A 26708-nucleotide genomic window follows, 5' to 3' on the forward strand; every position below is an offset into this window, starting at 1 on the left:
GCGATGAAAGTTGCAGGATGGGTTCTGGCGGCGGTTCTGGCGACCGCCGGGGTGGCACAAGCACAGGATCAGCAGACCCTGGCCGATATCCGGCAGGAGCTGACCGTGTTGCATGTGGAAATCCAGCGTCTGAAGCGCGAGTTTTCGACGACGGGCTCTCCGGCGCCGAACCTGTCCGGCAGTTCCATTCTTGAACGTGTCGGTGCGATTGAGGCCGAGTTGCAGCGCCTGACCCGTCAGACCGAGCAGTTGAACCAGCGGGTGCAGAATATCGTCACCGATGGCACCAACCGCATTGGTGACCTAGAGTTCCGTCTGGTCGAACTGGAAGGTGGTGACCTGAGCGCGCTAGGAGAGACCTCGACCTTGGGCGGTGAAACCGAGATTGCTGCCGCAGCCCCGACCTCGCCCAGTGCACCGGCCACAATTGATCAGGGAGAGCTGGCAATCGGCGAACGGGCGGATTTTGATGCTGCGGCGCAAGCATTGGCTGAAGGTAATTTCCAAGCAGCGGCCGACCAATTTGCCAATTTTGACGTCTCTTACCCGGGTAGCCCGTTGGCGCCCGAAGCCAATCTGAAACGCGGGCAAGCGCTTGAGGGCCTCGGCGACACGCGCGAAGCTGCGCGTGCCTTCCTGGCTAGCTTTACCGGCGACTCCGAGGGCGCATTTGCACCCGAAGCGTTGTTTGAACTTGGCTCGGCCCTTGGGCGTCTTGGGCAGCGGGATCAGGCATGCATCACGCTTGGGGAAGTCGGAGTGCGGTTTCCCACCTCTCCTGCAGCGACTAGCGCAACGCAGGAAATGACCTCGCTGGGCTGTTCTTGAGCGCACTTGCCGACAGGTTACGATCCGAGCTTCGTGCCGGGCTGCCTGAACGGTTGCCTTCTCGATTAGGTGTTGCCGTATCGGGCGGAGGCGACTCGGTCGCCTTGTTGCATCTGATGAATGATCTCGCTCATGACGAAGGTATTGAACTGCGTGCGGCGACGGTAAACCACCATCTGCGCGCGGAAGCGGCGACCGAGGCGCTGTGGGTTTCGGACCACGCACAGTCTGTGGGTTTGTCGCATGACATTCTGGAGTGGCACGGTTGGAAAAACTCGGGAAACCTTCAGGATCAGGCGCGTCGCGCACGGTACGATTTGCTGGCGGACTGGGCGCGGCGAAACCAGATCGGTGCGGTTGCTTTGGGTCATACTGCAGATGATCAGGCCGAGACCTTTCTTATGCGTTTGGGTCGCGCGGCAGGTGTGACCGGTCTGTCCGGTATGTCGACTGTTCGCGATCGTGACGGGTTCGTCCTGTTGCGCCCGATGCTGAAGATCACCCGACAAACCCTGCGGGAATACCTGACCGAGATCGGGGTCGAGTGGATCGAAGACCCTTCGAATCAGGATCGCCGGTTTGATCGTGTCAAAGCCCGTGATGGGTTGGTCGGACTTGGTGAAATCGGTATAACGGTCGAGTCTTTGGCACGGGTTGCTGATAATCTTGCACAAGCCCGTGATGCCTTGGATCACTTTACGCAGGAATCCGCTGCCAAGGTGTTGGTTCCGGGGTCCGGTGATGTCTGTTTGGATCGCGAGGGCTTTGATGCTCTGCCCCAGGAGATTAGGCGTCGCTTGTTGATTGGCTGCATCCGATGGATTGCGGGCGGTGACTACCCGCCGCGCCAATCAGCGGTAGATGTCGCCCTGCATGCGATCAAACAGGGAAATGGGGCCACATTAGGGGGCTGCGCGCTTGTCGCAAAGGGGCAGAAAACATGGATTTGTCGAGAGCTAAGCGCGATTTCGGGCGAAACATGCGGCTCGGACCAGATTTGGGATAAACGCTGGATTCTGTCCGGCCCCTCCGGAAGCGATTTGCAAATAAAACCACTTGGTGAAGAGGGCATCGCGCAGGTTTCAGGTTGGCGTGATCTTGGAAAACCACGTGCGGCTTTAGTCGCCTCACCCGCAATTTGGAACAAAGATGTGTTAATTTCGGCCCCATTGGCCGGTTTTTGCAACGGATGGCGCGCAGAAATCGTGTCGAAATGGCCCGACTTTCACTCTTCGTTTTTATCGCATTGAACCTGCTTGAATCCTCTCTATTTTAAGAAGCAACCCGGCGGACATGCATCCGCCGAAATCTTTTGGGAGATTTTCCTTGGGCAACGCTCGTAACATCGCCTTCTGGGTCGTTCTGTTTTTGCTGATCCTTGCACTGTTCAATTTGTTCAGCGGACCGGGTGGAACGCTTCAGAGCAATGAAAGAACCTATTCCGATTTCGTGGCCGCCGCGCAGAGCGGTGAAGTCAAAAACGTTACGCTGGATGGTGAACAGATTCGCTATACCACGCAAAGCGGCGCGAATTATGTGACCATCAAGCCAGCTGACGCCGAAGTCACAAAACTGCTGATCGATGAAAACATCCCTGTGCAGGCGGTCAAACAGCAGCAGTCGGGTTTCCAGTCCTTCCTGATCACTCTGCTGCCGTTCCTGCTGTTGATCGGCGTCTGGGTCTATTTCATGAACCGGATGCAAGGCGGCGGCAAAGGCGGCGCGATGGGCTTTGGCAAGTCCAAGGCCAAGATGCTGACCGAAAAGCATGGCCGCGTGACCTTTGACGACGTCGCTGGTATCGACGAGGCCAAGGAAGAGCTGGAAGAGATCGTTGAATTCCTGCGCAACCCGCAGAAGTTCAGCCGTCTGGGTGGTAAGATCCCTAAGGGCGCACTGCTGGTCGGCCCTCCGGGTACTGGTAAAACGCTGCTGGCTCGTGCGATTGCGGGCGAGGCAGGCGTGCCCTTCTTCACCATCTCAGGCTCGGACTTTGTCGAGATGTTCGTGGGTGTTGGTGCATCCCGTGTGCGCGACATGTTCGAACAGGCCAAGAAAAACGCGCCCTGTATCGTGTTTATCGACGAGATTGACGCCGTGGGCCGTCATCGTGGTGCCGGTTATGGCGGCGGCAATGACGAGCGCGAACAAACCCTCAACCAGTTGCTGGTCGAGATGGACGGGTTCGAGGCCAATGAAGGCGTGATCATTCTGGCGGCTACCAACCGTAAGGATGTGCTGGACCCCGCGCTGTTGCGTCCGGGCCGCTTTGATCGGAACGTGACCGTTGGCAACCCTGACATCAAAGGTCGTGAGAAGATCCTGGGCGTTCACGCGCGCAAGACCCCCTTGGGCCCCGATGTCGATCTGCGCATTATCGCGCGCGGGACGCCGGGGTTTTCGGGTGCTGATCTGGCGAACCTCGTGAACGAGGCCGCGTTGATGGCCGCGCGTGTAGGCCGCCGCTTTGTCACCATGGAAGATTTCGAGAACGCCAAGGACAAGGTGATGATGGGGGCCGAGCGTCGCAGCATGGTGCTGACGCAGGATCAGAAGGAAAAGACGGCGTATCACGAATCCGGTCACGCTGTGGTTGGTCTGGAACTGCCGCTCTGCGATCCGGTCTATAAGGCGACGATCATTCCGCGCGGTGGTGCGCTGGGTATGGTGGTCTCGCTGCCGGAAATGGATCGCCTGAATTATCACCGCGATGAATGCGAGCAAAAGCTGGCCATGACTATGGCCGGTAAGGCTGCTGAGGTCATCAAGTATGGTGAAGATCACGTCTCGAACGGTCCTGCCGGCGACATCATGCAGGCCAGTCAATTGGCGCGCGCGATGGTGATGCGCTGGGGCATGTCGGACAAGGTTGGCAATATCGACTATGCCGAAGCGCATGAGGGCTATCAGGGTAACACCGCTGGCTTCTCGGTCTCGGCCCATACCAAAGAGCTGATCGAGGAAGAGGTAAAGCGCCTGATCCAGCAAGGGTATGAGCGCGCTCACCAAATCCTGACCGACAAGAACGAGGAATGGGAACGTCTGGCCCAAGGCCTGCTGGAGTATGAGACCCTCACCGGCGATGAGATCAAGCGCGTCATGAACGGTGACAAGCCAACCGAAGATGATGACGAAAGTGACAAGCCGGACGAAGGCAGCGCACCCAGTGTGACGGCTATCCCAAAGACCAAGGTCAAAAAATCTCCACCCGATGGCGGGATGGAGCCGGAACCGACGGCATAATTCAAAAACCCGGGCTAAGACCCGGGTTTTTCTTTTCTTTCCCGTGCGCCTGCATTCTAGTGGCGACTGGAGCAGAGCGAAGGAGAGAAGCCATGCCGGTCTTACGCAAAACGGAATTCACGGCCGAAGTTGTCTGGCTTGGTCAGGTGCCGGCTGGGGCTTCCATCAGGGCCGAGGCCGCGGCCTCATTGTCTCTTGGGTTCGCGGGGGTTGCAGGAGAACGACACGAGGGGGAAAACCGCGCGTCCTGTGTGCGCATGACAAACATCTATCCGAAGGGCACGGAAATCCGAAATGTACGGCAGCTCTCGGTGTTGTCCCAAGAGGAAATGCAGGAAACTGCGACCGAGATGGGGTTGGACACGCTCGATCCGTCCTATCTTGGGGTCAGTATCCTGTTGAAGGGCATCCCTGACTTCACCCATGTGCCCCCTTCATCGCGCCTGCAAGGGCCGGATGGAGTAACGATCACGATCGACATGGAGAACCGCCCCTGTGTGATACCGGGACGCGAGGTCGAAGCCGATCTGCCCGGTCACGGTGCCGCTTTCAAGCCTGCCGCGCAGGGACGGCGCGGTGTGACGGCTTGGGTCGAACGCCCCGGTGTTCTGAGCTTGGGTGATTCCCTGACGTTGTTTGTTCCCGATCAGCGCGCTTGGGCACCTTAAGACACAGGCTTTCCGATGCGAAACGATCAAAGTTACGTGACGCCACCCTGTAAGTGACGCTACGCCGTTTCAAGACATGATTATGTCGGAATCCACATCTATCGCCACGGTACACGACGGTATGGGTTGACCAGCGCCGACGCCCTGCGTCGGTTTTGCACGGCATTCAATCAGGGACCCTGCCCAATGAGCTACAAATCCGACATCGAAATCGCCCGCGAAGCGAATAAGAAGCCGATTCAGGAAATCGGTGCCAAGATTGGCATCGAATCCGGCGATCTGCTGCCTTACGGCCATGACAAGGCCAAGGTCAGCCAGGACTTCATCAACTCGGTTCAAGACCGCGAAGACGGCAAGCTGATCCTTGTCACCGCGATCAACCCGACCCCTGCGGGTGAAGGCAAGACCACCACCACCGTGGGTCTGGGCGACGGTCTGAACCGTATCGGCAAGAACGCGATGATCTGTATCCGCGAAGCCTCGCTGGGCCCGAACTTCGGCATGAAGGGCGGCGCTGCAGGTGGCGGTTACGCACAGGTTGTTCCGATGGAGGAAATGAACCTGCACTTCACCGGCGACTTCCATGCCATCACCTCGGCCCACTCGCTGTTGTCGGCGATGATCGACAACCACATCTATTGGGGCAACGAGTGCGACATCGACATCCGTCGCGTTGCATGGCGTCGTGTGGTCGACATGAACGACCGCGCGCTGCGTCAGATCACCGCCTCGCTGGGCGGCGTGTCGAACGGCTTCCCGCGTGAAGCAGGCTTTGACATCACCGTGGCATCGGAAGTCATGGCGATCCTGTGCCTGGCCAACGACCTGAAAGACCTTGAAAAACGTCTGGGTGACATTATCGTTGCTTACCGCCGCGACAAGACCCCGGTCTACTGCCGCGACATCAAGGCCGAAGGCGCAATGACCGTTCTGCTGAAAGACGCAATGCAGCCGAACCTGGTGCAGACACTGGAAAACAACCCGGCCTTCGTCCATGGCGGCCCCTTCGCGAACATCGCGCACGGCTGTAACTCGGTCATCGCGACCAAGACCGCGCTGAAAGTGGCGGACTATGTCGTCACCGAAGCAGGTTTTGGGGCCGACCTGGGCGCCGAGAAATTCATGAACATCAAGTGCCGCAAGGCGGGCATCGCTCCGTCGGCAGTGGTGTTGGTTGCCACCGTGCGCGCGATGAAGATGAACGGCGGCGTGGCCAAGGCTGATCTGGGTGCTGAAAACGTCGACGCGGTTCAGTCGGGCTGTGCCAATCTGGGTCGTCACATCGAGAACGTGAAGTCCTTTGGCGTGCCTGTTGTCGTCGCGATCAACCACTTTGTCACCGACACCGATGCCGAAGTTGATGCGGTCAAGAAATACTGCGCCGATCACGGAGTCGAAGCGGTTCTGTCGCGTCACTGGGAGCTTGGGTCCGAGGGGTCGGCCCCGCTGGCCGAGAAGGTTGTCGAAATCGTCGAAGGTGGCACCGCGAACTTCGCGCCGATCTACCCTGACGAGATGCCGCTGTTCGAGAAGATCGAAACCATCGCCAAGCGCATCTACCGCGCCGATGAGGTTCTGGCCGACAACAAAATCCGTAACCAGCTGCGCGAGTGGGAAGACGCGGGCTATGGTAACCTGCCGGTCTGCATGGCGAAAACCCAGTACTCGTTCTCGACCGATCCGACCCTGCGCGGCGCGCCCACCGGCCACTCGGTTCCGGTGCGTGAGGTCCGCCTGTCCGCAGGTGCCGGCTTCATCGTGGTTGTCTGCGGTGAGATCATGACCATGCCCGGTCTGCCCCGCAAACCGGCCGCGGAAACCATCTGCCTTAACGACGCAGGCGAGATCGAGGGCTTGTTCTAAGCCCGCAAATAAGACATCTCGTGGTCCGGGGATATCCCCCCGGGCCATGAGGAGACGAACATGCCCACTTTGACACCTCCGCAGGACTGTCATTCAATGCAGGAACTGCGGGTCCAGATCGACAAGCTGGACCGCCAACTGATCGAGATGTTGGTGATGCGTGCGGGATATATCGACCGCGCCTCGCAGTTGAAACCGGCCGAGGGGCTGCCCGCCCGCATCCCGGACCGTGTCGAGGAAGTGGTGCAGCGCGTGCGCGCAAGTTCGGACGATCTGGGTATGGACCCGGACCTGGCTGAACAGCTGTGGCGCATATTGATTGATTGGTCGATCGCACGCGAGGAACGTGTGCTCGGCACCGACTGATCGGGCGTTTCAGGCGCCTGATCCGTTTTTGATAGAAGGGATGACAGGATGGTAGCCGAGGTTATCGACGGTAAAGCTTTTGCGGCGAAAGTGCGCGCGCAGGTGGCGGATCAGGTTGCAAAGCTGAAAGAGCAAAGTGGTATCACGCCCGGTCTGGCCGTAGTTCTGGTTGGTGAAGACCCGGCCAGCCAGGTCTATGTGCGCTCGAAAGGCAAACAGACCGTCGAGGTCGGCATGAACTCGTACGAGCATAAGCTGGATGCCGAGACCTCGGAAGAAGACCTGCTGGCGCTGATCGACAAGCTGAACAACGACCCGGCCGTGCACGGTATTCTGGTGCAGCTGCCGCTGCCCAAGCATCTGAACGAAGATCTGGTGATCAACTCGATCGACCCGGCCAAGGATGTTGATGGCTTCCACATCTCGAACGTGGGTCTGCTGGGCACCGGCCAGAAGTCGATGGTGCCTTGCACCCCGCTGGGCTGCCTGATGATGCTGCGTGACTACCACGGGTCGCTGTCGGGGATGGACGCGGTGGTTATTGGCCGTTCGAATATCGTGGGCAAGCCGATGGCGCAGCTGCTGCTGGGTGACAGCTGTACCGTGACCATCGCGCATTCGCGCACCAAGGACTTGCCAGACGTTGTGCGCCGGGCCGACATCGTCGTCGCCGCCGTTGGCCGCCCCGAAATGGTGCCGGGCGACTGGATCAAAGAAGGCGCAACGGTAATCGACGTAGGCATCAACCGGATCGAGCGTGACGGCAAGAACAAGCTGGTCGGTGACGTGGACTATGCCAGCGCGGCCGAGCGCGCAGGCGCGATCACGCCGGTTCCGGGTGGTGTGGGTCCGATGACCATCGCCTGCCTGCTGGCCAACACCCTGACCGCCTGCTGCCGTGCAAACAGCCTGCCGGAACCTGAAGGGCTGACGGTCTAGCGCGTACGATCCGCGCGAACCAAAGAATACGACGGGCCGGGAGTGGAAACACTTACCGGCCCGATTGTTTCACGGAACAATCAACGAAACTTAATCTAGCAGGGTTTGAATATGGCGAGAACGATGATAAACCTATGATCTCAGCGAGTTAGACGTTTCAGTGTCATGCCCGACTGGAAACAGGAGAGAGTATCTGAGCTGTCATGCCGAATAAACTAAGCTCATTGTTTGCCGAGTTTACGATGCGCCGGGTGGTTGCCGGTGCGATTTTCCTGCCCTTAATGGCCATTGCATTTCAACCGTTCCAGAATATGGATCTGAGCTTTTCCTTGCGCCTGATATTTTGGACCGGGGTCACAGCCTTGGCTTTGGGGGTGACATGGGCGGCGCGACAACTGCTGAAGAAATGGTTCGCTGAAACCTCTTTCACGGGGTGGGATCTTGCTTTTACGTTTGTTGCTTTTGCGCTGTTCGTTCCTTCGCTGTGGTTGATGACATTGCTCGTCTTCTCGGCTGGTGGGCAGCAGGCACCAGACGTTCTGTCAGTGGTATCTTACGGAGCTTTGTTTACGACCGGGTTGTTGATCATCCGGCGGGCTCCGGTTCAGCCTCCTACGGATCATGACATCAACCGTTTTGCGCCACGACTTTACAGACGATTGCCGCAAGAGTTCACGGGGCAGGTTCTGCGTCTGGCAGTCCGGGATCATTCCGTTGACGTCGTCACCACCGAGGGACTTTTCACCATCCGATCAAGGTTTACCGATGCCATTGCCGAGATGGAGCCCGAGCGTGGGCATTGCACCCACCGCTCGCACTGGGTGGTCGACGCTGCTGTGACCGGGATTGAAAAGAGCCATGGAAAAACTTTTCTACGCCTGACAAATGGCGAACTGGTCCCAGTCAGTCGCAAGTACAAACCCATACTTGAAAAAGACGGCGTGATCTAAACGCCTCAGCGAGGCATCGGGATCATCTGCGGGGATTGGCCCGTTAGAATAGCCATAGCGCGGTCGCTCATTAGTCCTTTTAGCGCTTCGTCAGAGCTGTATAGACCGCCGGTGTATGTACCATACGCGGGCAACAGTAGGCGCGTTTCGTCGACCAGAAACGCAGCACGCGTGATTGTTCGTCCGCGCAGTCGGAACCGTACTTTGGGATGGTAGTGACCTGAAACCTCTGCTTGACCGTCCGGTAGGGCTATGTGCCGGAACACAAGCGATCGCAGCTTGTGCTCAGCCAGATGGGTGCCGCCCAATTCGACCGGGCCGGGGTCGTGGTTGCCTTCGATCCAAATCCAGGACCGACCGGCTTGCAACGCCGCGATTTGCAGCTTTTCCCGATTTCCAAGGGCCGAGGCCGCATCCAGATCGTCAAAGCTGTCACCAAGGCAAATCACTGTGGTTGCTTTGGTGTATTCCACATCGTTTGCTAACCGTACCAGCGTGTCCAGCGTGTCGTAGGGCGGTAGTGAAGCGCCTCCTCGCCGTGCGATGCGTTCTGCCTTTCCCAGATGCAAGTCCGACACGCATAGAAGGCTTTCTTCCGGCCACCACAAAGCCCCGGATCCAAGTGCGCGCAGGTCATGGCCAGCGAAGGAAAACGACAATTCGTTCATGATACGTTCTTTGCTTGTTTACGCGCCCGAGGCAAGTGATTCCAAGCCCGCCTCTTGCAGCAAACGCGCGCTCTCTTCGGCCAGCAGGCGCTCTTCGGCTGATCCTTTGACTGGGACCTTTCCAACCTCAAGAAACAGAGGTGCCGCAAGGGGCGACACCCGGTTCAGCCGTTTCAAGTCGATCTGGTCGCCGATACGCGCAATCATGGCTTCGATCCGTCCGAAGTCGACCAGACCCCGCATGGCTTCTTCACGGGTAATTTGCATCAGCAGGTGATCGGGGTCGTATTTCAGCAATGTGTCGTACAAAATATCTGAAGAAAACGTTGCCTGACGACCGTTTTTGCGTTGTCCGCCTGTGTTGCGCTCGATTAGCCCGGCAATGGTGGCCGAGGCGCGGAAGGTCCGCTTCATCACCGCGTTCCCGGCCAACCAAGTCTCAAGCCCATTGCGTAGTGCCTCTAGTTGAAACAGTGGGCGGGGGTCCGTTACGGCATCCAACCCCCAAATCAACGTTGCGTAGTCGGTCGCGACAAAGCCCAAGGGGGCAAGGCCGGTTTCTTCCATCCGTTTCGTCAGCAACAAGCCCAGTGTTTGCTGCGCGTTGCGACCCGCAAAACCGTAGACGCACAGATGTTCGCGCCCATTATCGGGAAAGCTTTCGATTAGCAGCCTGTCGCGGTTGGGCAGGCGCGAGACCTGCCGCTGGAGCGTCAGCCATTCGGCCGTATGCGCGGGCAGTTGCGGCCAATTGGGTTGCGCGAACATGCGCAGAATACGATCGCTCAACTGGGTTGAGGTGGCAAATTTGGTGCCCGAGAAGGTGGCGATCTTGGGCTTTTTGTCTGCGCGGCGGCTGACCTCGACCGTCATCTCGCGCAGCCCTTCATAGCGCACGATCTGACCGCCGATCAGGAAGGTGTCGCCGGGGGTGAGCGAGGCGGCAAAGGCCTCTTCAACCTCGCCCAGAGGTTTGCCGCCCCGGCTGCGTTTCAGGCGCACTTTCAGCGTGTCTGTGTCCTGAATCGTGCCAAGGTTCATGCGGATACGCTGTGCGGCACGGGGGTCACGCAGTTGCCATAGACCGTCAGGGCGCTGTTGCAGCCGCTGCCAGCGGTCATAGGCGCGCAGGGCGTAGCCGCCGGTGGCGCAAAACTCCAGACAATCATCGAACTGCATGCGGCTGAGATCGGCAAAAGGCCCGGCGGTTGTCATTTCGGAATAGAGCTTATCCGCATCAAACGGCCCCGCCGCCGCCGCGATCAGGATATGTTGGCACAGCACGTCACGGGGGCCTGCGCCGCGTGGCTCTCCGTCCAGATCATGCGCGCGAGCGGCCTCAAGCGCGGCGACGCATTCTACCACCTCGAACCGGTTGGCCGGCACCAGCAGGGCCTTGGAGGGCGCGTTGTAACGGTGATTGGCTCGCCCGATCCGCTGGACCAGCCGTTTGACGTTCTTCGGTGCGCCGATCTGGATCACAAGGTCGACGTCGCCCCAGTCGATGCCCAGATCAAGACTGCCGGTGCAGACGATGGCGCGCAGATCGCCGCGCACCATGGCGGCCTCGACCCGTTCGCGCTGTTGCCGATCCAGGCTGCCGTGATGGATACCGATGGGCAACGCATCGTCATTGGCCAGCCAGAGATTGTGAAAGAAAATCTCGGCTTGCGCGCGGGTGTTGTGAAAGATCAGCGTGGTATTGTGCTGTTTGATCTGCTCCAGCACAGCGGGGATGGCATATGCGGCACCGCCCCCGGCCCAAGGCGGCAGCTCCTGCGTTTCCAGCATCCGAATGTCGGGGTCCGGATCTGGATCGGCCTGCACGATCTGGCAGGGGTCGGGATGGCGTGCCAGAAAGCGCGCGATGGCCTGCGGGTCTTCGACCGTGGCCGACAGACCCACCCGGCGCAGATCAGGGCACAATGATTGCAAACGCGCAAGCGCCAGCATCAACTGATCACCGCGCTTGCTTTCGGCCAGCGCGTGAATTTCGTCGATGATCACCCGCTGCACCCCCGCAAACATGCGTGGTGCGTCCTCATACGAGGTCAGCAGAGCAAGGCTCTCCGGCGTCGTCAGCAGGATATGCGGCGGGTCCACCCGCTGCCGTTTCTTCTGCGTGGCCGAGGTGTCGCCAGTGCGGTCCTCGATCCGGATGGGCAGGCCCATTTCGTCAGCAGGGCCGCGCAGGTTGCGGCGGATATCGGCAGCCAGCGCTTTCAGGGGCGAGACATAAATCGTGTGCAGACCGCTATGCGCGCCATCGGCCAGCTGCGCCAGAGTCGGCAGAAATCCGGCCATGGTCTTACCCCCACCCGTCGGCGCAATCAGCAGCGTCGCCGGATCGGCAGCCCGGTCGAACATCTGTTGCTGATGAGGGTGGATCGACCAACCTTTGGCGGTGAACCAGTCGGTGATCCGGGCGGGAATCTGCGTCATGGGCGCAGACTACCTGCCCGGCATCGAAATGACAGTGGCTTAGTGAACGATCTTTTCTTCGCGCACGAACATGTTGGCCCAGGCGCGGTCGATCAGGTCGGGGCTCATCTGATAGGGGATGCCCTCGAATTCGCAGATCGAGATCATCTGGTCGATCAGGAAGATCGGCTGATAGTTCGCATAGATATTGTTGATGGTCGGATACTTGACCTTCAGCAGATGCACCAGCGCGGCCTCATCCAGAGGCATCCCGCGTTTGCGCGCCACCATGGCAAAGATTTTCAGGAAGTTTTCCTGGTTCGGGCCGTCGATCTTGATCTTGAAGAAAATCCGGCGCAGGGCCGCTTGGTCGAAGATCTCATTCGGGTGGAAGTTGGTCGAGAAGATCACCAGCGTGTCAAAAGGCACCTCGAACTTTTCACCCGATTGCAGGCCAAGGATGTCTTTGCTTTCTTCCAGTGGAACAATCCAGCGGTTGATCAGCGCTTGCGGAGGCTCGGCCTGGCGCCCAAGGTCGTCCACGATAAAGATGCCGCCCGTGGATTTCAGCTGCAGCGGGGCCTGATAGGTCCGCGCGGTGGGGTTGTAGACCAAGTCCAGCATGCTGAGCGACAGTTCACCCCCGGTCACAACGGTGGGGCGCTCGCATTGTACATAGCGTGAATCGAACCGTTTGCGGCGGCGAAGGCTGTTGGGGTCGTCGGCCTCTTGTTCGATGGCTGTATGAACGATCGGATCATAAACTGTAATCACCTGACCGGCATACTCAATTGCACGCGGGACATAGACATTGTCGCCAAGCGCGTCACGAATACCGTTTGAGATGGACGACTTACCGTTGCCCGGAGGACCATACATCAGAATCGAACGGCCTGCGCTTACCGCAGGTCCAAGGTGATCCAAAAGACTGTCGGGCAGAACCAGATGCCCCATTGCCCCGGTTAGCTGGTCGCGGGTGACCTGAATGTTTCGGATGGATTGGCGTTTGACCTGTTCGCGGTAGACATCCAGTGGAACCGGCATGGCACCGAAATATTCCGACTGGCTGAGCGCGTCCAATGCACGGGCTTTACCTGCATCTGTCAGCTGATAGCCCATCTCGTTGCCACTGTTGGCGTTCAGGGTACCTGTCGCCTCGATCAGTTTCTGTTCGCGCGAGATATCGATCAGTTCTTGGGTCACCGAGCCCGGCAGGCAGATCGCTTCCGCCACTTCCGAGACCGTATCAACGTTCTTGCGAAAAATGGTTTTCAACAAAATGTCCCGCATCATCACGATGGGCAATTGCATTTCGCCCAAGCCTTTTGGGGCAGGGGGGGCCATTACCGAGGTCGTCTGCATATTCATGAGGGGTGCTCATCCATCCAGTATTCACGCCATTGGCCCACTCGGGCCGCTTGCGAAAAATCTGGTCCCGCTTTGTGGCATCACCAAGGCGGGGACAAGGCGGAGTAATGATAGTTTACGAGCCGTAAACAGTCCCAAGGATCAGGTAGATGGCGAGGCTGCCGCCAAGTGCAAATCCCATGGGAAACTGTTTGTCGCGGGACCAACTTTCCCAATTAGGTGCGATAGCGCGCAAAGCAGTGTTTTTGGCCAGCCTGTGCGTTACAAACGCAGCAAGCGTTGTGGACATCAGAATGAACAACATCGTCACATAGTCACCGCCCCAAACGAACGCGGAGGCAGCCGCAATGAATTTGGCGTCGCCTGCTCCCATGACCCCGGCGGCGTTGGCAAGAATGCCTATTACTAAAGCGACGAGAATGTGCAGCAACTGCCAAAGGTAGGGCGGAAGCGTTACCGCAAAGGGGCCGATCCAGCCTTCTGACCATTCGGTTCCCCAAGGCGGAACAACGATCAGGCCCACAATGACAAAGACCATGGCCAAAGCAACGACAGCGTGGTTCTTGATCAACATGTCGCGCATATCGGTGAACGCGACATAGAAGCAGATCGGCAGAACGAAAGGCAAAAACCACCCTGCCGCGGCTGCCGGAATTTGCATCAATTTAGGCTTCCTCGAGCGCGCGCAACGAGCGGACGGCTTCTTCGAAATGCTGCGGATGCGTTGCGATTGCTTCGCGGAACAGGTTCTTGGCGGTTGTTACATCGCCCTGTTTGACTGCGGAAATGCCCATAGTATTCAACAGCATAGCCCGTTCGACCTGAGTCAGCGGCACGACCGGCATGCTGTAATTACCCTGCGCCGCGCGCGCAAGAACGAGGTTGTTTTTGGCTGTGAACAGAGACTTGTCCTGTCGAATGGCTTCAGCGAACAAGCGCTCGGCTTCTTCATATTGACCGCGTGTCAGTTTGGAATAGCCCCAGTTGTTCATCACGCCGCCAGGCCGCGTGGTCAGGCCAATCGCCGTTTCATAGAATTGATCCGCCCGTTTCCAATCCTGGTTTGAGTCGGCGACAACAGCCTCCAACCGATACCTTTTGAAGGTCTCGAAAGTCGGCGGAACGGAATCCAGTACTTTTTTCGCCTCGGTCCAGTTTCCTGCGCGAACCAGTGCGTCGGCGTATTCGACCCGATCAACACTGGCCGAGCCCTTCATGGTGGTCACTTTTTTCCAGGCGGCTGCTGCCTCGGTGGTGCGCTTTGCCCGTGCCAGTGAAATCGCCAGCCCTCTTTGCAGGTCTATGCGACCGGGATTTTTGGCTGCAGCACCCTGAAAATAGGTGACGGCCTCGTTTGGATCGGCAGCCGTTAGCAACACTTCGTTCAGGTTGGTTTCGTCGATGACGTTCACTTCCTGAAACGTCTTTTCGACTTTTTCTTCTTCGGTCTCTTTCGCGCAGGCAGATAGGATCAACCCAAATGTCAGCACTGCCGGAATCAAGAATTGTTGGCGCATTTTGCGTCCCTTACTGCTCTTGCCTGTTTTCCCGGAGCTTCCGAAGCTTGAATTGCCCGTCGCCTTGTTGCTCCAGCGTGTATTCTTGTTCTTCGATCTCAGTATTATCAGAATTTTCCATTTTTGCGAGTGCTAAGCGCAGATTGTCCCGAATTGCGTCACTTTCGCCATTGTCTAACGCAAAAGCCCGTCGAAACACCTGAGCCGCCTCTGGATACTCGCCTTTCTCCATCAGAATGACGCCCAGATTGTTCCATGCAACCGGCCAGTCGGGTTCCTCGGAAACGGCGCGACGCAGCAGAGTTTCGGCGGGCTTCAACTGGCGTAATCCCAGGTTGGCAGTACCCATGGCAGCCATGATTTCGGCGGTCATGCCCTGGTTCAGCGCGGCGCGGGCAAAGGAATCCAATGCCAAGTCATATTCACCGGCCCGCAGCAGTCGGTTCCCGACCACCAAAGGATCTTGACCTTGGCCTTGTGGATCAATGCCCGGAGCATCCAAATCACCAGGCAGGGTTTCTGTGCAAGAGGCCACCATAGCAAATACCATGGCGGCCCCGATCACGTGGCGAATCCTAGGCCGGACACACCTGAGTGTTGAAATCATAAGGCTATCAGCCCCCTGGATTACCGCCTGCAAACTCTGCGATACCTTTTGCCGAAGGTCCAACCAGAATGACCAGCAACGGCGGCACCGTCAGCATCATTGTGGCAAGTGTCATTTTCGTTGGCAACTTGTTAGCAGCTTCTTCTGCACGCATCACGCGTTTGTCACGCATTTCGCCGGCATAAACACGCAGGGCTTCGGCAATCGAAGTACCGAATGTGGCCGATTGGATCATAACGGTCACAAATGAACTGACGTCCTGAACGCCGCAACGTGTTCCGAAATCCCGAAGAACAGTGTCCTTGTCCTTACCAGCTTTCATTTCGTGGGCTACAACCTCGAATTCCTGCGCAATGTCAGGATAGGAAGCCTTCATCTCAGCCGCGACGCGCACGATAGCCTGATCCAAAGACTGGCCTGCCTCAACACAGACAAGCATCAGGTCAAGGGTATCAGGAAAACCGGCAACGATAGCTTCTTCGCGCTCTGCCACACGGCGCGTGATCCAATACCGTGGAAGGAAGTATAAGGCGATGGCGGGGAAACCAATGCGGATCGCCATCTGTTGGCCGGTAAATTCGTTGTCGCCAGCCAAGACGGTTACCAACATCACTCCGATTAGAATACCAATCATCCCCAATGCGAACTGAGCGAAATGAAAGAACCGTACTGCGTCCTTGGAATGATACCCCGCCTGCCGCAGTTTGAGCTGCATTGCTGACAGTTCTTCCTGGTTTTGCGGCTCCAGAAACGTAGAAAACTTTTCAAGCTGTTCGTTACGACCGGCGTTGCGAAGGCGATCCTGCTTGCCTTTTTTCGTTTTTTTCGGAGCGGCTGTCGAACGCTGCAGCTTTTTCAGCGGATCTTCTGGTTGGTTCATCATCAAAGGAACCGCGACCAGGATCATGATCAGGCCGAGGACACCGACGACGATAAGTGGACCGAACTGCCCAAGATTTTCAGTCAGTAAGGTGTTGATTTGGGTCAAAATTTCCATGGTGCTGCCCTCAGACCTTAATGTTTGTCAAAATGCGCATGACGATAAGGTTCAACGTCAGCATGATGCCGACAAAGAAGCAGGCCGGAATGAACCACGGATGGTCAATCACCTCGTCATAATAACCGGGGTCTTTTACAAGGATGAAGACAAGGCAGAAGACAGGGAAACCGGACAGGAACTTGCCCGACCATTTGGCCTCGGCGGTGATGGCTTTGACCCTGCGAAACAGGCGGAAACGTGCGCGGATCACCTGCGCCAGACCGGCGAGAATTTCTGCAAGGTTACCACCGGATTGCTGTTGAATACCGACCGCAACAGACAAAAAGCGAAGGTCCTGCATGTCCAGCCGCTGCGCCAGGTCTTTCAGCGCTTCGCCGACGTCACGGCCATAGGCGCACTCATCTGCGATGACGCCAAACTCGGTTGCCAGGGGATCTTGGACTTCATTTGCAACAATCTGGATCGAGGATACAAACGGATTGCCCACCCGCAAAGAACGAACCATCAGCTCTACTGCGTCGGGCAGTTGTTCCTCTAGCAAAGCCATCCTTTTCGAAGCTTTATGATTGACCCAAGCATAGACGCCACCGACACCGATAGCGATCGAGATGGCTATCCTCAGAAATGTTGCAGTGGCGGTGCCGATGCTGAGCCCGACAAAGGCGAAAGCAGAAACCAGCACCATTATCATGATCAATTGGCGCGGCGAGAACGCAATCGCAGCCTTCTGCGCCTTATCCGCGAGCAGTGAATAAAGCGGGATGGACTGCGTTTGCATGTGCTGCTGCATCTCTTTTCGCAGCTGCTCAAGCACTTGTTCTCGACCGACGCCTTTGTCCAACATGTCCAAACGCCGGTTTACGCGGCTGTTCAGACTGATGGATTTGCCGAATGCGACCAGATAAATACCTTCGACCAGAGCCAGAACGGCGACGAAGATCACGACATATATGAGAGCCTCAATAGGCAGTTGCATCTCAGGTTCTCCTTACATCGTAGTTGGATCATAGATGGCGGCGGGCAGGTCAAAGCCCCACAACCGGAAGCGTTCGGAATAGTGGCTGCGCACGCCGGTGGCCGTGAAATGGCCTATAATCTTGTTGTCGGGCGTAAGGCCAACACGCTGAAACCTAAAGATTTCCTGCATTGAGATAACATCACCTTCCATGCCCGTGATCTCGGTGATCGAGGTCATTCGGCGTGAACCATCCTGCAGACGGCTGGCCTGTACAATCAGGTTCACAGCGCTTGAGATCTGGCTGCGGACCGCCTTGATCGGCATTTCGATACCGGCCATTGCGATCATGTTTTCCAATCGCGAAATGCCATCACGGGCCGAGTTGGCGTGGATTGTCGTCATCGAACCATCGTGGCCGGTGTTCATGGCCTGCAACATGTCGATCACCTCGGCGCCACGCGTCTCACCCACGATGATGCGGTCGGGACGCATACGCAGGGCGTTCTTCAGACAGTCGCGCGGGCTGACTTCGCCCTTGCCTTCCACATTTGGTGGGCGGCTTTCCATCCGGCCCACATGGGTCTGTTGCAACTGAAGTTCCGCCGTATCCTCGATGGTCAGGATGCGTTCGGCATCGTCGATAAAGCTGGACAGAGCATTCAGCGTGGTCGTTTTACCAGAACCCGTACCGCCCGAAACGATCACGTTCAGGCGTGTCGACACCGCAGCTTGCAAATAGGCGGCCATTTCTTCGGTGAACGCACCAAAATTGACCAAGTCGTCGATGCCCAGTTTGTCTTTTTTGAACTTACGAATGGACACCAACGAGCCATCAACCGCAATCGGCGGCACCATGGCGTTGAAACGCGACCCATCTGCCAAGCGGGCGTCAACATAAGGGTTGGATTCATCAACGCGACGACCCACAGCGGAAACGATCTTGTCGATGATCCGCATCAGGTGCTTTTCGTCCTTGAAGGTGATGTCGCTGATTTCCAGCTTACCGGCACGTTCCACAAAAATCTGCTGCGGACCGTTCACCAGGATATCGTTGACCGTGTCGTCTTGCAGTAAGGTCTCTAGCGGGCCAAGACCCGTGACCTCGTCATACAGCTCCTTGTTCAGTTGGAAGCGATCGTCTCGATTCAGAACAATGTTCTTGGTCTCAAGAACTTCGCTGGCAATCGCACTGATTTCGGCGCGCAGGTCAGACTCGGTTGCGTTTTCAAGGGCTGCAAGATTCAGGTTCTCAAGCAGTTCCTGGTGCAATTCAATCTTGATTGCACCCAAACGTTCCTTGCGCTTGCGCTCACGGTCGGATGCCGTTGGTTCGGCGGCCTTTTTCTTTGCAGGCTTGCGGATTACCGCATTTTCTGTAGACGCCTGTTGTGCAACAGGTGACGGCGTTTTTGCCTTAACCTCAGCCTGTACCGGCTGCGCTTCTGGCTGTTTCTTATATCTTGAAAACACGACGTTTCCCCTTTCGGACCTGTCTTACGCGGCTTCCGCGTCGCTGCTGCCAAGGCTGTGGAGCGATTTTGCCAGCTTTGCGATTTCACGGCGCAGCGGGTTTTTGGCGGCTGAACTTGCCAGCGGTAAACCATGGTCACCACTTTGCATGACGGGTTTTCCCCCGTCCGGCAGCTGCAGGTCGATGGATATTCCAAGGCTTTCGCCCATCCGCTTGACGCGGCTTTTCCCATTCAGATCGGTAAACTTCGGAGCTCGGTTCAACGCGAAACGCAGTTTGTTGAACGGTAGCTCTTCCGCTTGAAGAGCGCGCTTCAGACGCAGGGCATTTTGTGCCGAGCGCATGTCGAGTTCGATGACTGCAAAATACACATGGGCCGCTTGCAGGATGGTCTCGGACCATTGCACCAAGGTCGACGGCATGTCGACAATCACATAGTCAAAATGCTTGCGCGCGGTGTCGATAACACGCTGGATATCTTCCGGAGTGATCAGATCCAACGGCACCATGTCAGACGGCGCGGTCAGCACCTCCATCTTGTCCTCGTAGGACTGCAGCGCCTGAGAGAACATGTCGTCATCCATGGACGCCGTGTCAGACAGCATTTCGAACACTGTTTCTCGGCGTGGCAGATCCAGGTAAGTCGAGACCGTACCAAACTGTAGATCCAGGTCGATCAGGCATACCTTGGGAGAAGCCTTGTCGGACGTGGTCGCAAGTTCCCAAGCCAGGTTCACGGCCATGGTGGTCGATCCGACTCCACCAGCCAATCCGTGAACCACAAACAAGGCACCTTCCTTTGATGCCCCTTGGGGCAGAGATACGGCCGTTTCCTGCGTAACAACCGCGGGATCAGGTTTGTTCATACGCGCAATGGCTTCCTGCAACTCACCTTCCGGAAGTGGGTAGGGGACGAATTCGTCAGCGCCTTTCCGCAAGAGTTGGTGCAACGCTGCAGGAGTCACGTCCTCGGCGATCAGGACCACTTTGATCCTCTTTTCCTTCGCGCGAGAGATGATTTCACCCATCATGGTCAGGTCATCTTCGTCCTCACCATCAATAGCTAGGGCCACGAATTCTAAACTTTCGGCTTCAGGTTGGCCGAAAAACGCAAGAGCTTCTGCGAATCCCAGATCGCCCCAACGCTCACCCAGTGCCGCTTCCATATCTTCAATCAGCAGATCAAAGTTCTGGACGTCACGACTGATCGTGCAGGCCAGAATGGCGTTGTTGTCTTCGTTTGTCGTGGCGTTCGTCATTAACAAAATCCTCGTCCAGAGGGCAGCAAACCGCGACGAACCGTTCAGGTTTGCCTCGGCGAGCTGATGCCCGGTTGCGGCTTTTTCTGCCGCACTACACCCAATTGTTGAGAATTTGGCTTGGAACTTAGGCGAGAATGGGGCGCAAAAGAACCAATTGTTGGGAATTGGGCGACGATGTCGCCCAATTCGCGTTATTATTGTTCAGATGCCTCAGCAGCATCCGCATCTTGAATCGAGCTTTCGGTTGTCGCGCTCTCAACGTATTCGCGGTAGATGACTTCCGCGTACTTGCCGTCAAGCAACTGAGGTTTGCGATCTACAAAGCCAGACACTTCTGTAATCGTACGGCGGTTGCGGCGATCCCTGTTCGGCGTATCGATCAGAGGCTGCGTTTTGCCAAAGGAAACAACAGCTTCTAGCCGCGACCGCGAAATACCCTGCCGCGTCAGGAACGCGACCGCTGCATTGGCGCGACGCTGGCCCAGGCTTTGGTTGTACGACTGAGAGCCGACTCGGTCCGTGTGGCCGTACACGCGGAAGCGCGCTTCGGGGAACTGCTTGATCCAATCGGCTTGCCGTAACAGTACACGCTGTGCGTTTGCATCAAGCTGTGCGCTGTCGAACGCAAAGTTGATCTGCGTTGGCACTTCCGCCGCGAACCTGCGACCCAGGATCTGAGCATAGGTGAGTTCACCTGTCAGAACCTGCTGGTTGTTCAGAGTTGCGTTTCCGAAGGCACCTTGGTCGACTTCATATCCGGCCTCACGCGTACAAGCGGCGACAGCGACCGAAAGACCCAGTGCTATAATCCACTTCTGCATTGGTCCTATCCTCCTAATCATTCCAGGATGTAGCCGTATGAGCTACCAAAGTCCTGCTTGGCGACTTCAGATGCACCACCCGAGCCAACACGCTCGGTACGCGCGGTTTTGCCATTGATGAACAGATCAAACTCGCTAGGAGGTTTCACCCGGTCCGTCGGCAGAGCCAGCGCTTCACCACGTGTGGGCGAAACCAGATGGGCGGTCACGATCACAACAAGCTCGGTTTGCTGACGCTGATACTCGGCGCTGCGGAACAACGCACCCAGCACCGGAACATCTCCGAGCCACGGAACCTGGTTGTTCAGGTCAGTAAAGTCATCCTGAATAAGACCAGCAATCGCAAAGCTTTCACCATCCCGCAGCTCAACTGTGGTTCTGGTTCGGCGAGTGATGAAGGATGGTACGTTGTTCCCCGCAATCGTGAAGTCCGAGCTGTTGTCGATGGCCGACACTGACGTACCCATTTCCAGGTTGATCAAGTCGCCGTCCACAACGCGCGGAACAAACAGGATCTGAACACCAAATGCGCGGTATTCAATTGCGATGTTGCCGTCATCCGCGGGAACCGGGATCGGAACTTCGCCACCAGCAAGGAATTCTGCTTCCTGACCCGACAGCGCGGACAGGTTCGGTTCCGCAAGGCTACGCGCCAAACCTTTGGCTTCGAGCGCCTCCAGCAACAAGCGAACCTGTGTGGAGCCTGCGCCAAACCCGAACAGAATCGCACCTGTGTTGGTTTGTTGCAGAGGAATGTTATTATTCAACGCGTTAGCCAAAGCACCGGCAGAGTTAAGTGTGTTGAAACCCCCGGTTACGTCGCTTCCAGCAAAGCCCAGCGACGCCGTCAGGCTTTTTGCCACTGATCGGCTCATTTCGGCAAAGCGCACTTTCAGCATAACTTGCTGGACGCCGCCGACTGACATCAGGTTGGAAACACGCTCGGGCGCGTAGCGCTCGGCCAGTTCCAATGCCCGCGCCAGTTTAGCTGAGCTAGAGATGGTGCCCGACAGTACAATACCATCATTTGCGGTCCGCACTTCGATCGGCTCATTCGGCAGGATCTGCCGCAGCCGCTCTTTGAATTCGGATACATCCGGGGAAACCCGAACGCGCACGTTTGCCAGCAAATTGCCAGCACCGTCGAACAATGTCAGAGTGGTCAGACCGGGCGCCTTGCCCAATACATAAATGGTACGGTCCGAAAGCGACGAAATATCAGCGATTCCCGCGTTGGCAATGCTGAGTTCGGCAAACGGTTCCTCACTCTCAACAACAATTGCGCGGTTCATCGGGACGTCGAGCGTTTCCGCTGTGCCCTTCTTTACCACACGAAGATTTTGAGCCCAGGCGGCATCGCCGATGGAACTCACTACAAGCGTCAACCCCAGAAGGGTTGCGCTAATCCAAGAATGTATTTTCATGTGACCTGCCTCTCCGATCACGCCTCGTTTTAGGGCTAATGCCTTATGTGCAATAACACTGCGTCAATTGCTAATTTATTGCAATAATCAATGGTTTCTGGAATTTTCCTTATGTGGACAATTCGCAACAACCAAAATGAAACAAGCCGCGCTGGGTGCGCGGCTTGTGCCAGTAAATCCCTGATTTAACGTTAGTTTGTGCAGGGAATTTGACTCTGAACTATTTCTGCACCACGCCGGATATTTGTGTAGCACTTGCGCTCTTCCACCTTTGCCTCGACAGGCGCGGCTTCCTTGATTCCCAATAGCTTCCGCTGATCAACCTCAATCGCGCTGGCGACCGTTTCGTCCTGAACACCCACCAAGGCCAGAGACATCCGTCCGGTGTTTTGTGCCTGCGCCAGAGACGCAATCTGTTCAGGCGTTGCGGCCACGGTCACCGTACGCGCGATGCTTGCGCCCGTCAGATCAGACCCTGCCGTTTGGTCGACGGCAATCAGTTCGACGTTGGTTTGGATCAGACGCGTAATTTCACCACCTTCACCCGTAAGGGCCCCTGAAACTGAACCTGTCCAATAAACATCGACATTGTCACCTGGCCGCAAAAAGCCGGATACTCCTGATGCAACATCGACTCTGATAGCAAAGGCCCGCATTCCCTTTTGAAGGCGCGAGGTCAATCCAGCAGATTCTCCGGGTTTGGTGACCTTGACTTCCAGCAGAGCCTCATTTTTCTCCATGGCTCTCAGAATATACCTGTCGCCTTTTGCGTCTTCGGGAAACAATGTGGCCAAGTCCTGGAAGGTACCTTCTGGAAGTGCGTCTTCAGGCCATTTGACAAGTCGGACATCCTCTTGAACCAGGCGCTCTCCGTATTTCAACGCGCGGTTCGATACAAAAACGTCCACAGTGGCGATGTTGGTGGCATTTGCCATCGCGTCTTGCGCGGCTTTTTTCTCTCGTTCAAGCTGGGCTTGAGTTTGTGCGATGTAGTCTTGCGCCAGATAAACAGCGCCACCGGCCAAAGCGACCCCGACAATCAGGACAAGTCCAAATACTGCGCGCATTTGCGTACCCTCGTATTTTTCTGTTTTGGTTTTGCTGCCGTCATGCGCAGCTAATCTCAATCACAGCTATCGACGAATTGTGTCGAAAAGGGGGACAATCTTTGATTTTTTTTTCGTCCAAGCCAAATCACGGATTTGGTCACCGACTGATGAGTCAGTAGCTGATATTGAATTCAGGTTGATGAACTTCCATCGAAGAAAGCGCAGTTCCTGTTTCCGAATCAACGTGTTGAATCGGATCTGAAAGGTTCAGAAAAATGATTGATCCAAAACCAACCAAGCCGGCCGTTAGAACCACCCAATCAACGGTAACGGCCCCATCTTCGTGTGCAGCAAAGTTTGCAAGTCTGTGCATCATGAGAGACCTAACATATAAAGAATGTTTATAAAAAAAGGGCCACGCTCTGAAACCGTGGCCCCCTTCAAGTACGTTAAGTACTAAACTTAGCTTGCCGGCGCGATGGTGGTCACCGGAGTCGAAACTTGAGTACCCGACAGCGCGCCTTCGACGGTGTCTGCCAGCTGGTTGGTACCTTCACCAACCTGGGTGTAAGCAACTGCTGCCAGGCCAACGATGGCTGCGGTCAGAACAACCCAGTCAACTGTTACTGCGCCGTCTTCGTCTTTGCGGAAGTTCTTGATGAACTTGATCATGTTACGTCCCTCCTAAAGGATCAAAAAAGTCAATTAAACCTTGGCGTCTTTCAGAGCTTTCTCTCTCAGTCCGCTCTCGACCGTCTCGGTATGGCATTATGTTTGACGGTCAGGCGTGGCAGGAATTGGGCCAAATCACATTTTTTTCCGCGGAAGTTTAACTTTTTCGCAGGAGTTTGGGTAACGCATTGAAAATAAATAAATAAAAAAACGAAAAACGTGTGTCGACCTCACTGCTCCGATGTAATTTTACGGCAAATGAGGCGAAAATGCCCCAATTCACGTTGTTTTTATGGCTTTGAACGCAGAATCTTGGTTCAAATCAGTCAAAAGATAAAATCTATGAGGCGGGCGAAATGAATCTGCGGGACGCAATACTCTGCGCCGGTGCGGTGGCGATGCTGTTAACGGGGCCGGGCTCTGTTGTTGCTCAGACAATTGAACCACGCGGCGTCTATAAAAGGGTGAAGCCGCCGAAACCTGGGTCGCGGCCCAAGATCACCGTGCAGATATCGCCAGAGGAACACGCAGCCCGACCTTCGGCGCCCAGCACTGGTGCGGACCTGCAAGAATCCGAGATTATTACACGTACACGAGTCGCGCCGCCGAGTTTGCCGGGCGGGGCCGACAAACCCGCCGGGTCCTATACGGCTTTTTGGGAAGAAGTGTCGCCCGCGCTAGAGCAAGCCGGCGCAGGACGTCTTGATCAAGCGATACAGGCATTGGCGGCCGTCAACGTGTCCTCTCCGCGATTGCAGACTTTGCAGAACATCGCTCAGCAGCAAGGGGTCGATATCCTGCGTTCGACAGTTGGTACGAACGTTTCGCCTGCGCTGGTGTTGGCCGTGATATCGGTTGAGTCTGCTGGCCGGGCTGACGCGGTCAGCCACGCGGGTGCTCAGGGGTTGATGCAATTGATGCCAGCAACGGCAAGGCGGTTTGGCGTTGAGGACAGCTTCCATCCCGGTCAGAACATCTCGGGCGGGGTGAAGTATTTAAACTGGTTGATGGAAGAGTTCGGAAACGACCCGATCCTTGTATTGGCTGGTTACAATGCAGGTGAAGGGGCCGTGCGCAAACATGGCGGCGTACCGCCCTATAAAGAGACTCGCGATTACGTGCCCAAAGTACTTGCTGCGTTTCAGGTCGCGCGGGCTTTGTGTCTGACCCCTCCGCAGCTCATCTCGGACGGGTGCGTTTTCCAAACGGCAAACTAAAAAAGGCCCACGCAGGTTGGTGGGCCTTCTTTGGTTCAGGCGACGATTGTCGCTTCAGTCGCAGCGCGCATCTCGTCTTCGCTGACGCCATCGGCCAGTTCGACGATCCGCAGGCCGCCTTCAACCACGTCCAACACGCCCAGATTGGTGATGATGCGATCGACCACACCCTGACCGGTCAGGGGCAGGGTGCATTCTTTCAGCACTTTCGAGTCGCCGTGTTTGTTGGTGTGATCCATAACGATGATCACGCGGCCTACGCCAGCCACCAGATCCATCGCGCCGCCCATGCCTTTGACCAGCTTGCCGGGGATCATCCAGTTGGCCAGATCGCCTTTCTCGTCCACCTCCATCGCGCCCAGAATGGCCGCTGCGATCTTGCCGCCGCGGATCATGGCGAATGAGGTCGCACTGTCGAAATAAGCGGTGCGGGACAGTTCGGTGATCGTCTGCTTACCCGCATTGATCAGGTCGGGGTCTTCCTCGCCTTCAAAAGGGAAGGGGCCCATGCCCAGCATCCCGTTCTCGGATTGCAGGGTAATGTCCTTGTCACCCACATAGTTTGCCACCAGCGTCGGGATACCGATGCCGAGGTTCACATACATGCCGTCTTCCAGCTCGTCCGCCGCGCGGGCGGCCATCTGATTACGATCCCAAGGCATTATGCGTCCTCCTTCTTGCGGGTGGTGCGCTGTTCGATGCGCTTTTCGTGGCTGCCCTGAATGATGCGGTGCACATAGATGCCGGGCAGGTGGATGCTGTCGGGGTCCAACGACCCGGTGGGCACGATCTCTTCGACTTCGACCACACAGACTTTGCCACAGGTGGCCGCTGGCACGTTGAAATTACGCGCTGTCTTGCGGAACACCAGATTGCCGGTTTCGTCCGCCTTCCACGCTTTGACGATGGCGAGGTCGGCGAAAATGCCTTCCTCCATGATATAAGTCTCGCCGTTGAAGTCCTTATGCTCTTTGCCCTCGGCGATCACGGTGCCTACGCCTGTCTTGGTGTAGAAACCGGGAATACCTGCGCCACCTGCGCGCATCCGCTCGGCCAGTGTGCCCTGCGGGTTGAACTCCAGCTCCAACTCGCCATTCAGGTACTGACGCATGAACTCGGCGTTTTCGCCGACATACGAGCTGATCATCTTCTTGACCTGACGGGTCTGCAGCAGAATGCCGATACCGAAATCGTCGACGCCCGCATTGTTCGAGGCAAAGGTCAGGTTCTGAGCACCCGAGTCCTTGATCGCCTCAAGCAGCAGTTCGGGAATACCGCACAGGCCAAACCCGCCCGCCGCGATCAACATGCCATCCGAGATCACTCCGTCGAGCGCCTCAGAGGCATTGGCATAGATTTTCTTCATGGAAAACTCCCCCAATGACATGGTGTTGGG

General features: G+C 56.7%; 26 protein-coding genes. 9 read left to right on the forward strand and 17 right to left on the reverse strand.

What is annotated here, in order from left to right:
* Window positions 1–3: 3 nt before the first annotated feature.
* The 8 genes from ybgF (at window position 4) to J7380_RS00745 (ending at window position 8857) form a co-directional block, all read left to right on the forward strand.
* Window positions 4–828 carry a tol-pal system protein YbgF gene (gene ybgF, locus J7380_RS00710; RefSeq protein ID WP_209194043.1) on the forward strand — a complete coding sequence of 275 codons (825 nt, stop codon included), beginning with the start codon at window positions 4–6 and terminating at the stop codon, window positions 826–828.
* Complete coding sequence (gene tilS, locus J7380_RS00715) at window positions 825–2078, forward strand: tRNA lysidine(34) synthetase TilS (RefSeq protein ID WP_209194044.1); 1254 nt, start codon at window positions 825–827, stop codon at window positions 2076–2078. Before ybgF ends, tilS begins: the two co-directional genes overlap by 4 nt.
* Before the next feature lie 76 nt (window positions 2079–2154).
* Window positions 2155–4071 carry an ATP-dependent zinc metalloprotease FtsH gene (gene ftsH, locus J7380_RS00720; RefSeq protein WP_170354920.1) on the forward strand — a complete coding sequence of 639 codons (1917 nt, stop codon included), beginning with the start codon at window positions 2155–2157 and terminating at the stop codon, window positions 4069–4071.
* A 92-nt stretch (window positions 4072–4163) separates the two neighbouring features.
* Window positions 4164–4739, forward strand: coding sequence for a sulfurase (locus tag J7380_RS00725; protein WP_209194045.1), 576 nt, complete (start codon window positions 4164–4166; stop codon window positions 4737–4739).
* Window positions 4740–4925: 186 nt separating this feature from the next.
* The gene (locus J7380_RS00730) at window positions 4926–6602 is read left to right on the forward strand and encodes a formate--tetrahydrofolate ligase (RefSeq protein WP_209194046.1); all 1677 of its coding nucleotides are present in this window, start codon (window positions 4926–4928) and stop codon (window positions 6600–6602) included.
* Between the two features lie 60 nt (window positions 6603–6662).
* Window positions 6663–6968 carry a chorismate mutase gene (locus J7380_RS00735; RefSeq protein WP_209194047.1) on the forward strand — a complete coding sequence of 102 codons (306 nt, stop codon included), beginning with the start codon at window positions 6663–6665 and terminating at the stop codon, window positions 6966–6968.
* Window positions 6969–7016: 48 nt separating this feature from the next.
* Window positions 7017–7907: a bifunctional methylenetetrahydrofolate dehydrogenase/methenyltetrahydrofolate cyclohydrolase FolD gene (folD, locus tag J7380_RS00740; protein WP_170753741.1), complete on the forward strand. Its 891-nt coding sequence runs from the start codon at window positions 7017–7019 to the stop codon at window positions 7905–7907.
* A gap of 203 nt (window positions 7908–8110) precedes the next feature.
* The gene (locus tag J7380_RS00745; protein WP_209194048.1) at window positions 8111–8857 is read left to right on the forward strand and encodes a LytTR family DNA-binding domain-containing protein; all 747 of its coding nucleotides are present in this window, start codon (window positions 8111–8113) and stop codon (window positions 8855–8857) included.
* Between the two features lie 5 nt (window positions 8858–8862).
* Here the strand turns inward: J7380_RS00745 and pdeM are convergent, their stop codons facing one another.
* From pdeM to J7380_RS00820, 15 genes are all read right to left on the reverse strand, one after another.
* Window positions 8863–9525 carry a ligase-associated DNA damage response endonuclease PdeM gene (pdeM, locus tag J7380_RS00750; RefSeq protein ID WP_209194049.1) on the reverse strand — a complete coding sequence of 221 codons (663 nt, stop codon included), beginning with the start codon at window positions 9523–9525 and terminating at the stop codon, window positions 8863–8865.
* Between the two features lie 18 nt (window positions 9526–9543).
* On the reverse strand, window positions 9544–11967 hold the full coding sequence (locus tag J7380_RS00755; protein ID WP_209194050.1) for a ligase-associated DNA damage response DEXH box helicase: 2424 nt from the start codon (window positions 11965–11967) through the stop codon (window positions 9544–9546).
* Window positions 11968–12006: 39 nt separating this feature from the next.
* Window positions 12007–13314, reverse strand: coding sequence for an ATPase (locus tag J7380_RS00760; protein WP_170724506.1), 1308 nt, complete (start codon window positions 13312–13314; stop codon window positions 12007–12009).
* Between the two features lie 115 nt (window positions 13315–13429).
* Window positions 13430–13975 (reverse strand): prepilin peptidase, encoded by a 546-nt coding sequence (locus J7380_RS00765; RefSeq protein WP_209194051.1) that lies wholly within the window; start codon window positions 13973–13975, stop codon window positions 13430–13432.
* Window positions 13976–13979: 4 nt separating this feature from the next.
* Window positions 13980–14831: a tetratricopeptide repeat protein gene (locus J7380_RS00770; RefSeq protein WP_209194052.1), complete on the reverse strand. Its 852-nt coding sequence runs from the start codon at window positions 14829–14831 to the stop codon at window positions 13980–13982.
* Window positions 14832–14841: 10 nt separating this feature from the next.
* On the reverse strand, window positions 14842–15381 hold the full coding sequence (locus tag J7380_RS00775) for a tetratricopeptide repeat protein (protein ID WP_209194053.1): 540 nt from the start codon (window positions 15379–15381) through the stop codon (window positions 14842–14844).
* A 64-nt stretch (window positions 15382–15445) separates the two neighbouring features.
* Entirely contained in the window at window positions 15446–16435 is a 990-nt protein-coding gene (locus tag J7380_RS00780) for a type II secretion system F family protein (RefSeq protein ID WP_209194054.1), read from the reverse strand.
* A 10-nt stretch (window positions 16436–16445) separates the two neighbouring features.
* The gene (locus J7380_RS00785) at window positions 16446–17414 is read right to left on the reverse strand and encodes a type II secretion system F family protein (RefSeq protein WP_170354932.1); all 969 of its coding nucleotides are present in this window, start codon (window positions 17412–17414) and stop codon (window positions 16446–16448) included.
* 12 nt (window positions 17415–17426) lie between these two features.
* Window positions 17427–18866 carry a CpaF family protein gene (locus J7380_RS00790; RefSeq protein ID WP_209194055.1) on the reverse strand — a complete coding sequence of 480 codons (1440 nt, stop codon included), beginning with the start codon at window positions 18864–18866 and terminating at the stop codon, window positions 17427–17429.
* Between the two features lie 24 nt (window positions 18867–18890).
* On the reverse strand, window positions 18891–20126 hold the full coding sequence (locus tag J7380_RS00795; protein WP_209194056.1) for an AAA family ATPase: 1236 nt from the start codon (window positions 20124–20126) through the stop codon (window positions 18891–18893).
* A 197-nt stretch (window positions 20127–20323) separates the two neighbouring features.
* Window positions 20324–20950, reverse strand: coding sequence for an OmpA family protein (locus tag J7380_RS00800; protein WP_209194057.1), 627 nt, complete (start codon window positions 20948–20950; stop codon window positions 20324–20326).
* Window positions 20951–20967: 17 nt separating this feature from the next.
* On the reverse strand, window positions 20968–22374 hold the full coding sequence (locus tag J7380_RS00805) for a type II and III secretion system protein family protein (protein ID WP_209194058.1): 1407 nt from the start codon (window positions 22372–22374) through the stop codon (window positions 20968–20970).
* 191 nt (window positions 22375–22565) lie between these two features.
* Window positions 22566–23441, reverse strand: a complete 876-nt coding sequence (cpaB, locus tag J7380_RS00810) for a Flp pilus assembly protein CpaB (RefSeq protein ID WP_209194059.1) — start codon at window positions 23439–23441, stop codon at window positions 22566–22568.
* Window positions 23442–23595: 154 nt separating this feature from the next.
* Window positions 23596–23796, reverse strand: coding sequence for a hypothetical protein (locus tag J7380_RS00815; protein WP_247742347.1), 201 nt, complete (start codon window positions 23794–23796; stop codon window positions 23596–23598).
* 89 nt (window positions 23797–23885) lie between these two features.
* A complete protein-coding gene (locus J7380_RS00820; RefSeq protein ID WP_209194061.1) occupies window positions 23886–24095 on the reverse strand; it encodes a hypothetical protein in 210 nt (69 codons plus the stop codon).
* A gap of 398 nt (window positions 24096–24493) precedes the next feature.
* On the opposite strand from J7380_RS00820, the gene J7380_RS00825 reads away from it, so the two are divergent.
* A complete protein-coding gene (locus J7380_RS00825) occupies window positions 24494–25312 on the forward strand; it encodes a lytic transglycosylase domain-containing protein (RefSeq protein ID WP_247742374.1) in 819 nt (272 codons plus the stop codon).
* 35 nt (window positions 25313–25347) lie between these two features.
* On the opposite strand, the gene J7380_RS00830 is transcribed toward J7380_RS00825, so the two are convergent.
* Together J7380_RS00830 and J7380_RS00835 are read right to left on the reverse strand one after the other, a co-directional pair.
* Window positions 25348–25974, reverse strand: a complete 627-nt coding sequence (locus tag J7380_RS00830) for a 3-oxoacid CoA-transferase subunit B (protein ID WP_209194063.1) — start codon at window positions 25972–25974, stop codon at window positions 25348–25350.
* Window positions 25974–26678, reverse strand: coding sequence for a CoA transferase subunit A (locus tag J7380_RS00835; protein WP_209194064.1), 705 nt, complete (start codon window positions 26676–26678; stop codon window positions 25974–25976). The genes J7380_RS00830 and J7380_RS00835 overlap by 1 nt, the downstream gene beginning before the upstream one ends.
* Window positions 26679–26708: the final 30 nt, after the last annotated feature.

The sequence above is a fragment of the Ruegeria sp. R8_1 genome (assembly GCF_017743815.1).
GTDB classification, from domain to species: domain Bacteria; phylum Pseudomonadota; class Alphaproteobacteria; order Rhodobacterales; family Rhodobacteraceae; genus Ruegeria; species Ruegeria lacuscaerulensis_A.

Bases quoted from the DNA above. Each gene is read 5' to 3' on its own strand.
- ybgF (WP_209194043.1), top strand. From the start codon at position 4: ATGAAAGTTGCAGGATGGGTTCTGGCGGCGGTTCTGGCGACCGCCGGG.
- J7380_RS00725 (WP_209194045.1), top strand. From the start codon at position 4,164: ATGCCGGTCTTACGCAAAACGGAATTCACGGCCGAAGTTGTCTGGCTT.
- J7380_RS00730 (WP_209194046.1), top strand. From the start codon at position 4,926: ATGAGCTACAAATCCGACATCGAAATCGCCCGCGAAGCGAATAAGAAG.
- J7380_RS00735 (WP_209194047.1), top strand. From the start codon at position 6,663: ATGCCCACTTTGACACCTCCGCAGGACTGTCATTCAATGCAGGAACTG.
- folD (WP_170753741.1), top strand. From the start codon at position 7,017: ATGGTAGCCGAGGTTATCGACGGTAAAGCTTTTGCGGCGAAAGTGCGC.
- J7380_RS00745 (WP_209194048.1), top strand. From the start codon at position 8,111: ATGCCGAATAAACTAAGCTCATTGTTTGCCGAGTTTACGATGCGCCGG.
- pdeM (WP_209194049.1), bottom strand. From the start codon at position 9,525: ATGAACGAATTGTCGTTTTCCTTCGCTGGCCATGACCTGCGCGCACTT.
- J7380_RS00755 (WP_209194050.1), bottom strand. From the start codon at position 11,967: ATGACGCAGATTCCCGCCCGGATCACCGACTGGTTCACCGCCAAAGGT.
- J7380_RS00760 (WP_170724506.1), bottom strand. From the start codon at position 13,314: ATGAATATGCAGACGACCTCGGTAATGGCCCCCCCTGCCCCAAAAGGC.
- J7380_RS00765 (WP_209194051.1), bottom strand. From the start codon at position 13,975: ATGCAAATTCCGGCAGCCGCGGCAGGGTGGTTTTTGCCTTTCGTTCTG.
- J7380_RS00770 (WP_209194052.1), bottom strand. From the start codon at position 14,831: ATGCGCCAACAATTCTTGATTCCGGCAGTGCTGACATTTGGGTTGATC.
- J7380_RS00775 (WP_209194053.1), bottom strand. From the start codon at position 15,381: ATGGTATTTGCTATGGTGGCCTCTTGCACAGAAACCCTGCCTGGTGAT.
- J7380_RS00780 (WP_209194054.1), bottom strand. From the start codon at position 16,435: ATGGAAATTTTGACCCAAATCAACACCTTACTGACTGAAAATCTTGGG.
- J7380_RS00785 (WP_170354932.1), bottom strand. From the start codon at position 17,414: ATGCAACTGCCTATTGAGGCTCTCATATATGTCGTGATCTTCGTCGCC.
- J7380_RS00795 (WP_209194056.1), bottom strand. From the start codon at position 20,126: ATGACGAACGCCACGACAAACGAAGACAACAACGCCATTCTGGCCTGC.
- J7380_RS00800 (WP_209194057.1), bottom strand. From the start codon at position 20,950: ATGCAGAAGTGGATTATAGCACTGGGTCTTTCGGTCGCTGTCGCCGCT.
- J7380_RS00805 (WP_209194058.1), bottom strand. From the start codon at position 22,374: ATGAAAATACATTCTTGGATTAGCGCAACCCTTCTGGGGTTGACGCTT.
- cpaB (WP_209194059.1), bottom strand. From the start codon at position 23,441: ATGCGCGCAGTATTTGGACTTGTCCTGATTGTCGGGGTCGCTTTGGCC.
- J7380_RS00815 (WP_247742347.1), bottom strand. From the start codon at position 23,796: ATGCACAGACTTGCAAACTTTGCTGCACACGAAGATGGGGCCGTTACC.
- J7380_RS00820 (WP_209194061.1), bottom strand. From the start codon at position 24,095: ATGATCAAGTTCATCAAGAACTTCCGCAAAGACGAAGACGGCGCAGTA.
- J7380_RS00825 (WP_247742374.1), top strand. From the start codon at position 24,494: ATGCTGTTAACGGGGCCGGGCTCTGTTGTTGCTCAGACAATTGAACCA.
- J7380_RS00830 (WP_209194063.1), bottom strand. From the start codon at position 25,974: ATGCCTTGGGATCGTAATCAGATGGCCGCCCGCGCGGCGGACGAGCTG.
- J7380_RS00835 (WP_209194064.1), bottom strand. From the start codon at position 26,678: ATGAAGAAAATCTATGCCAATGCCTCTGAGGCGCTCGACGGAGTGATC.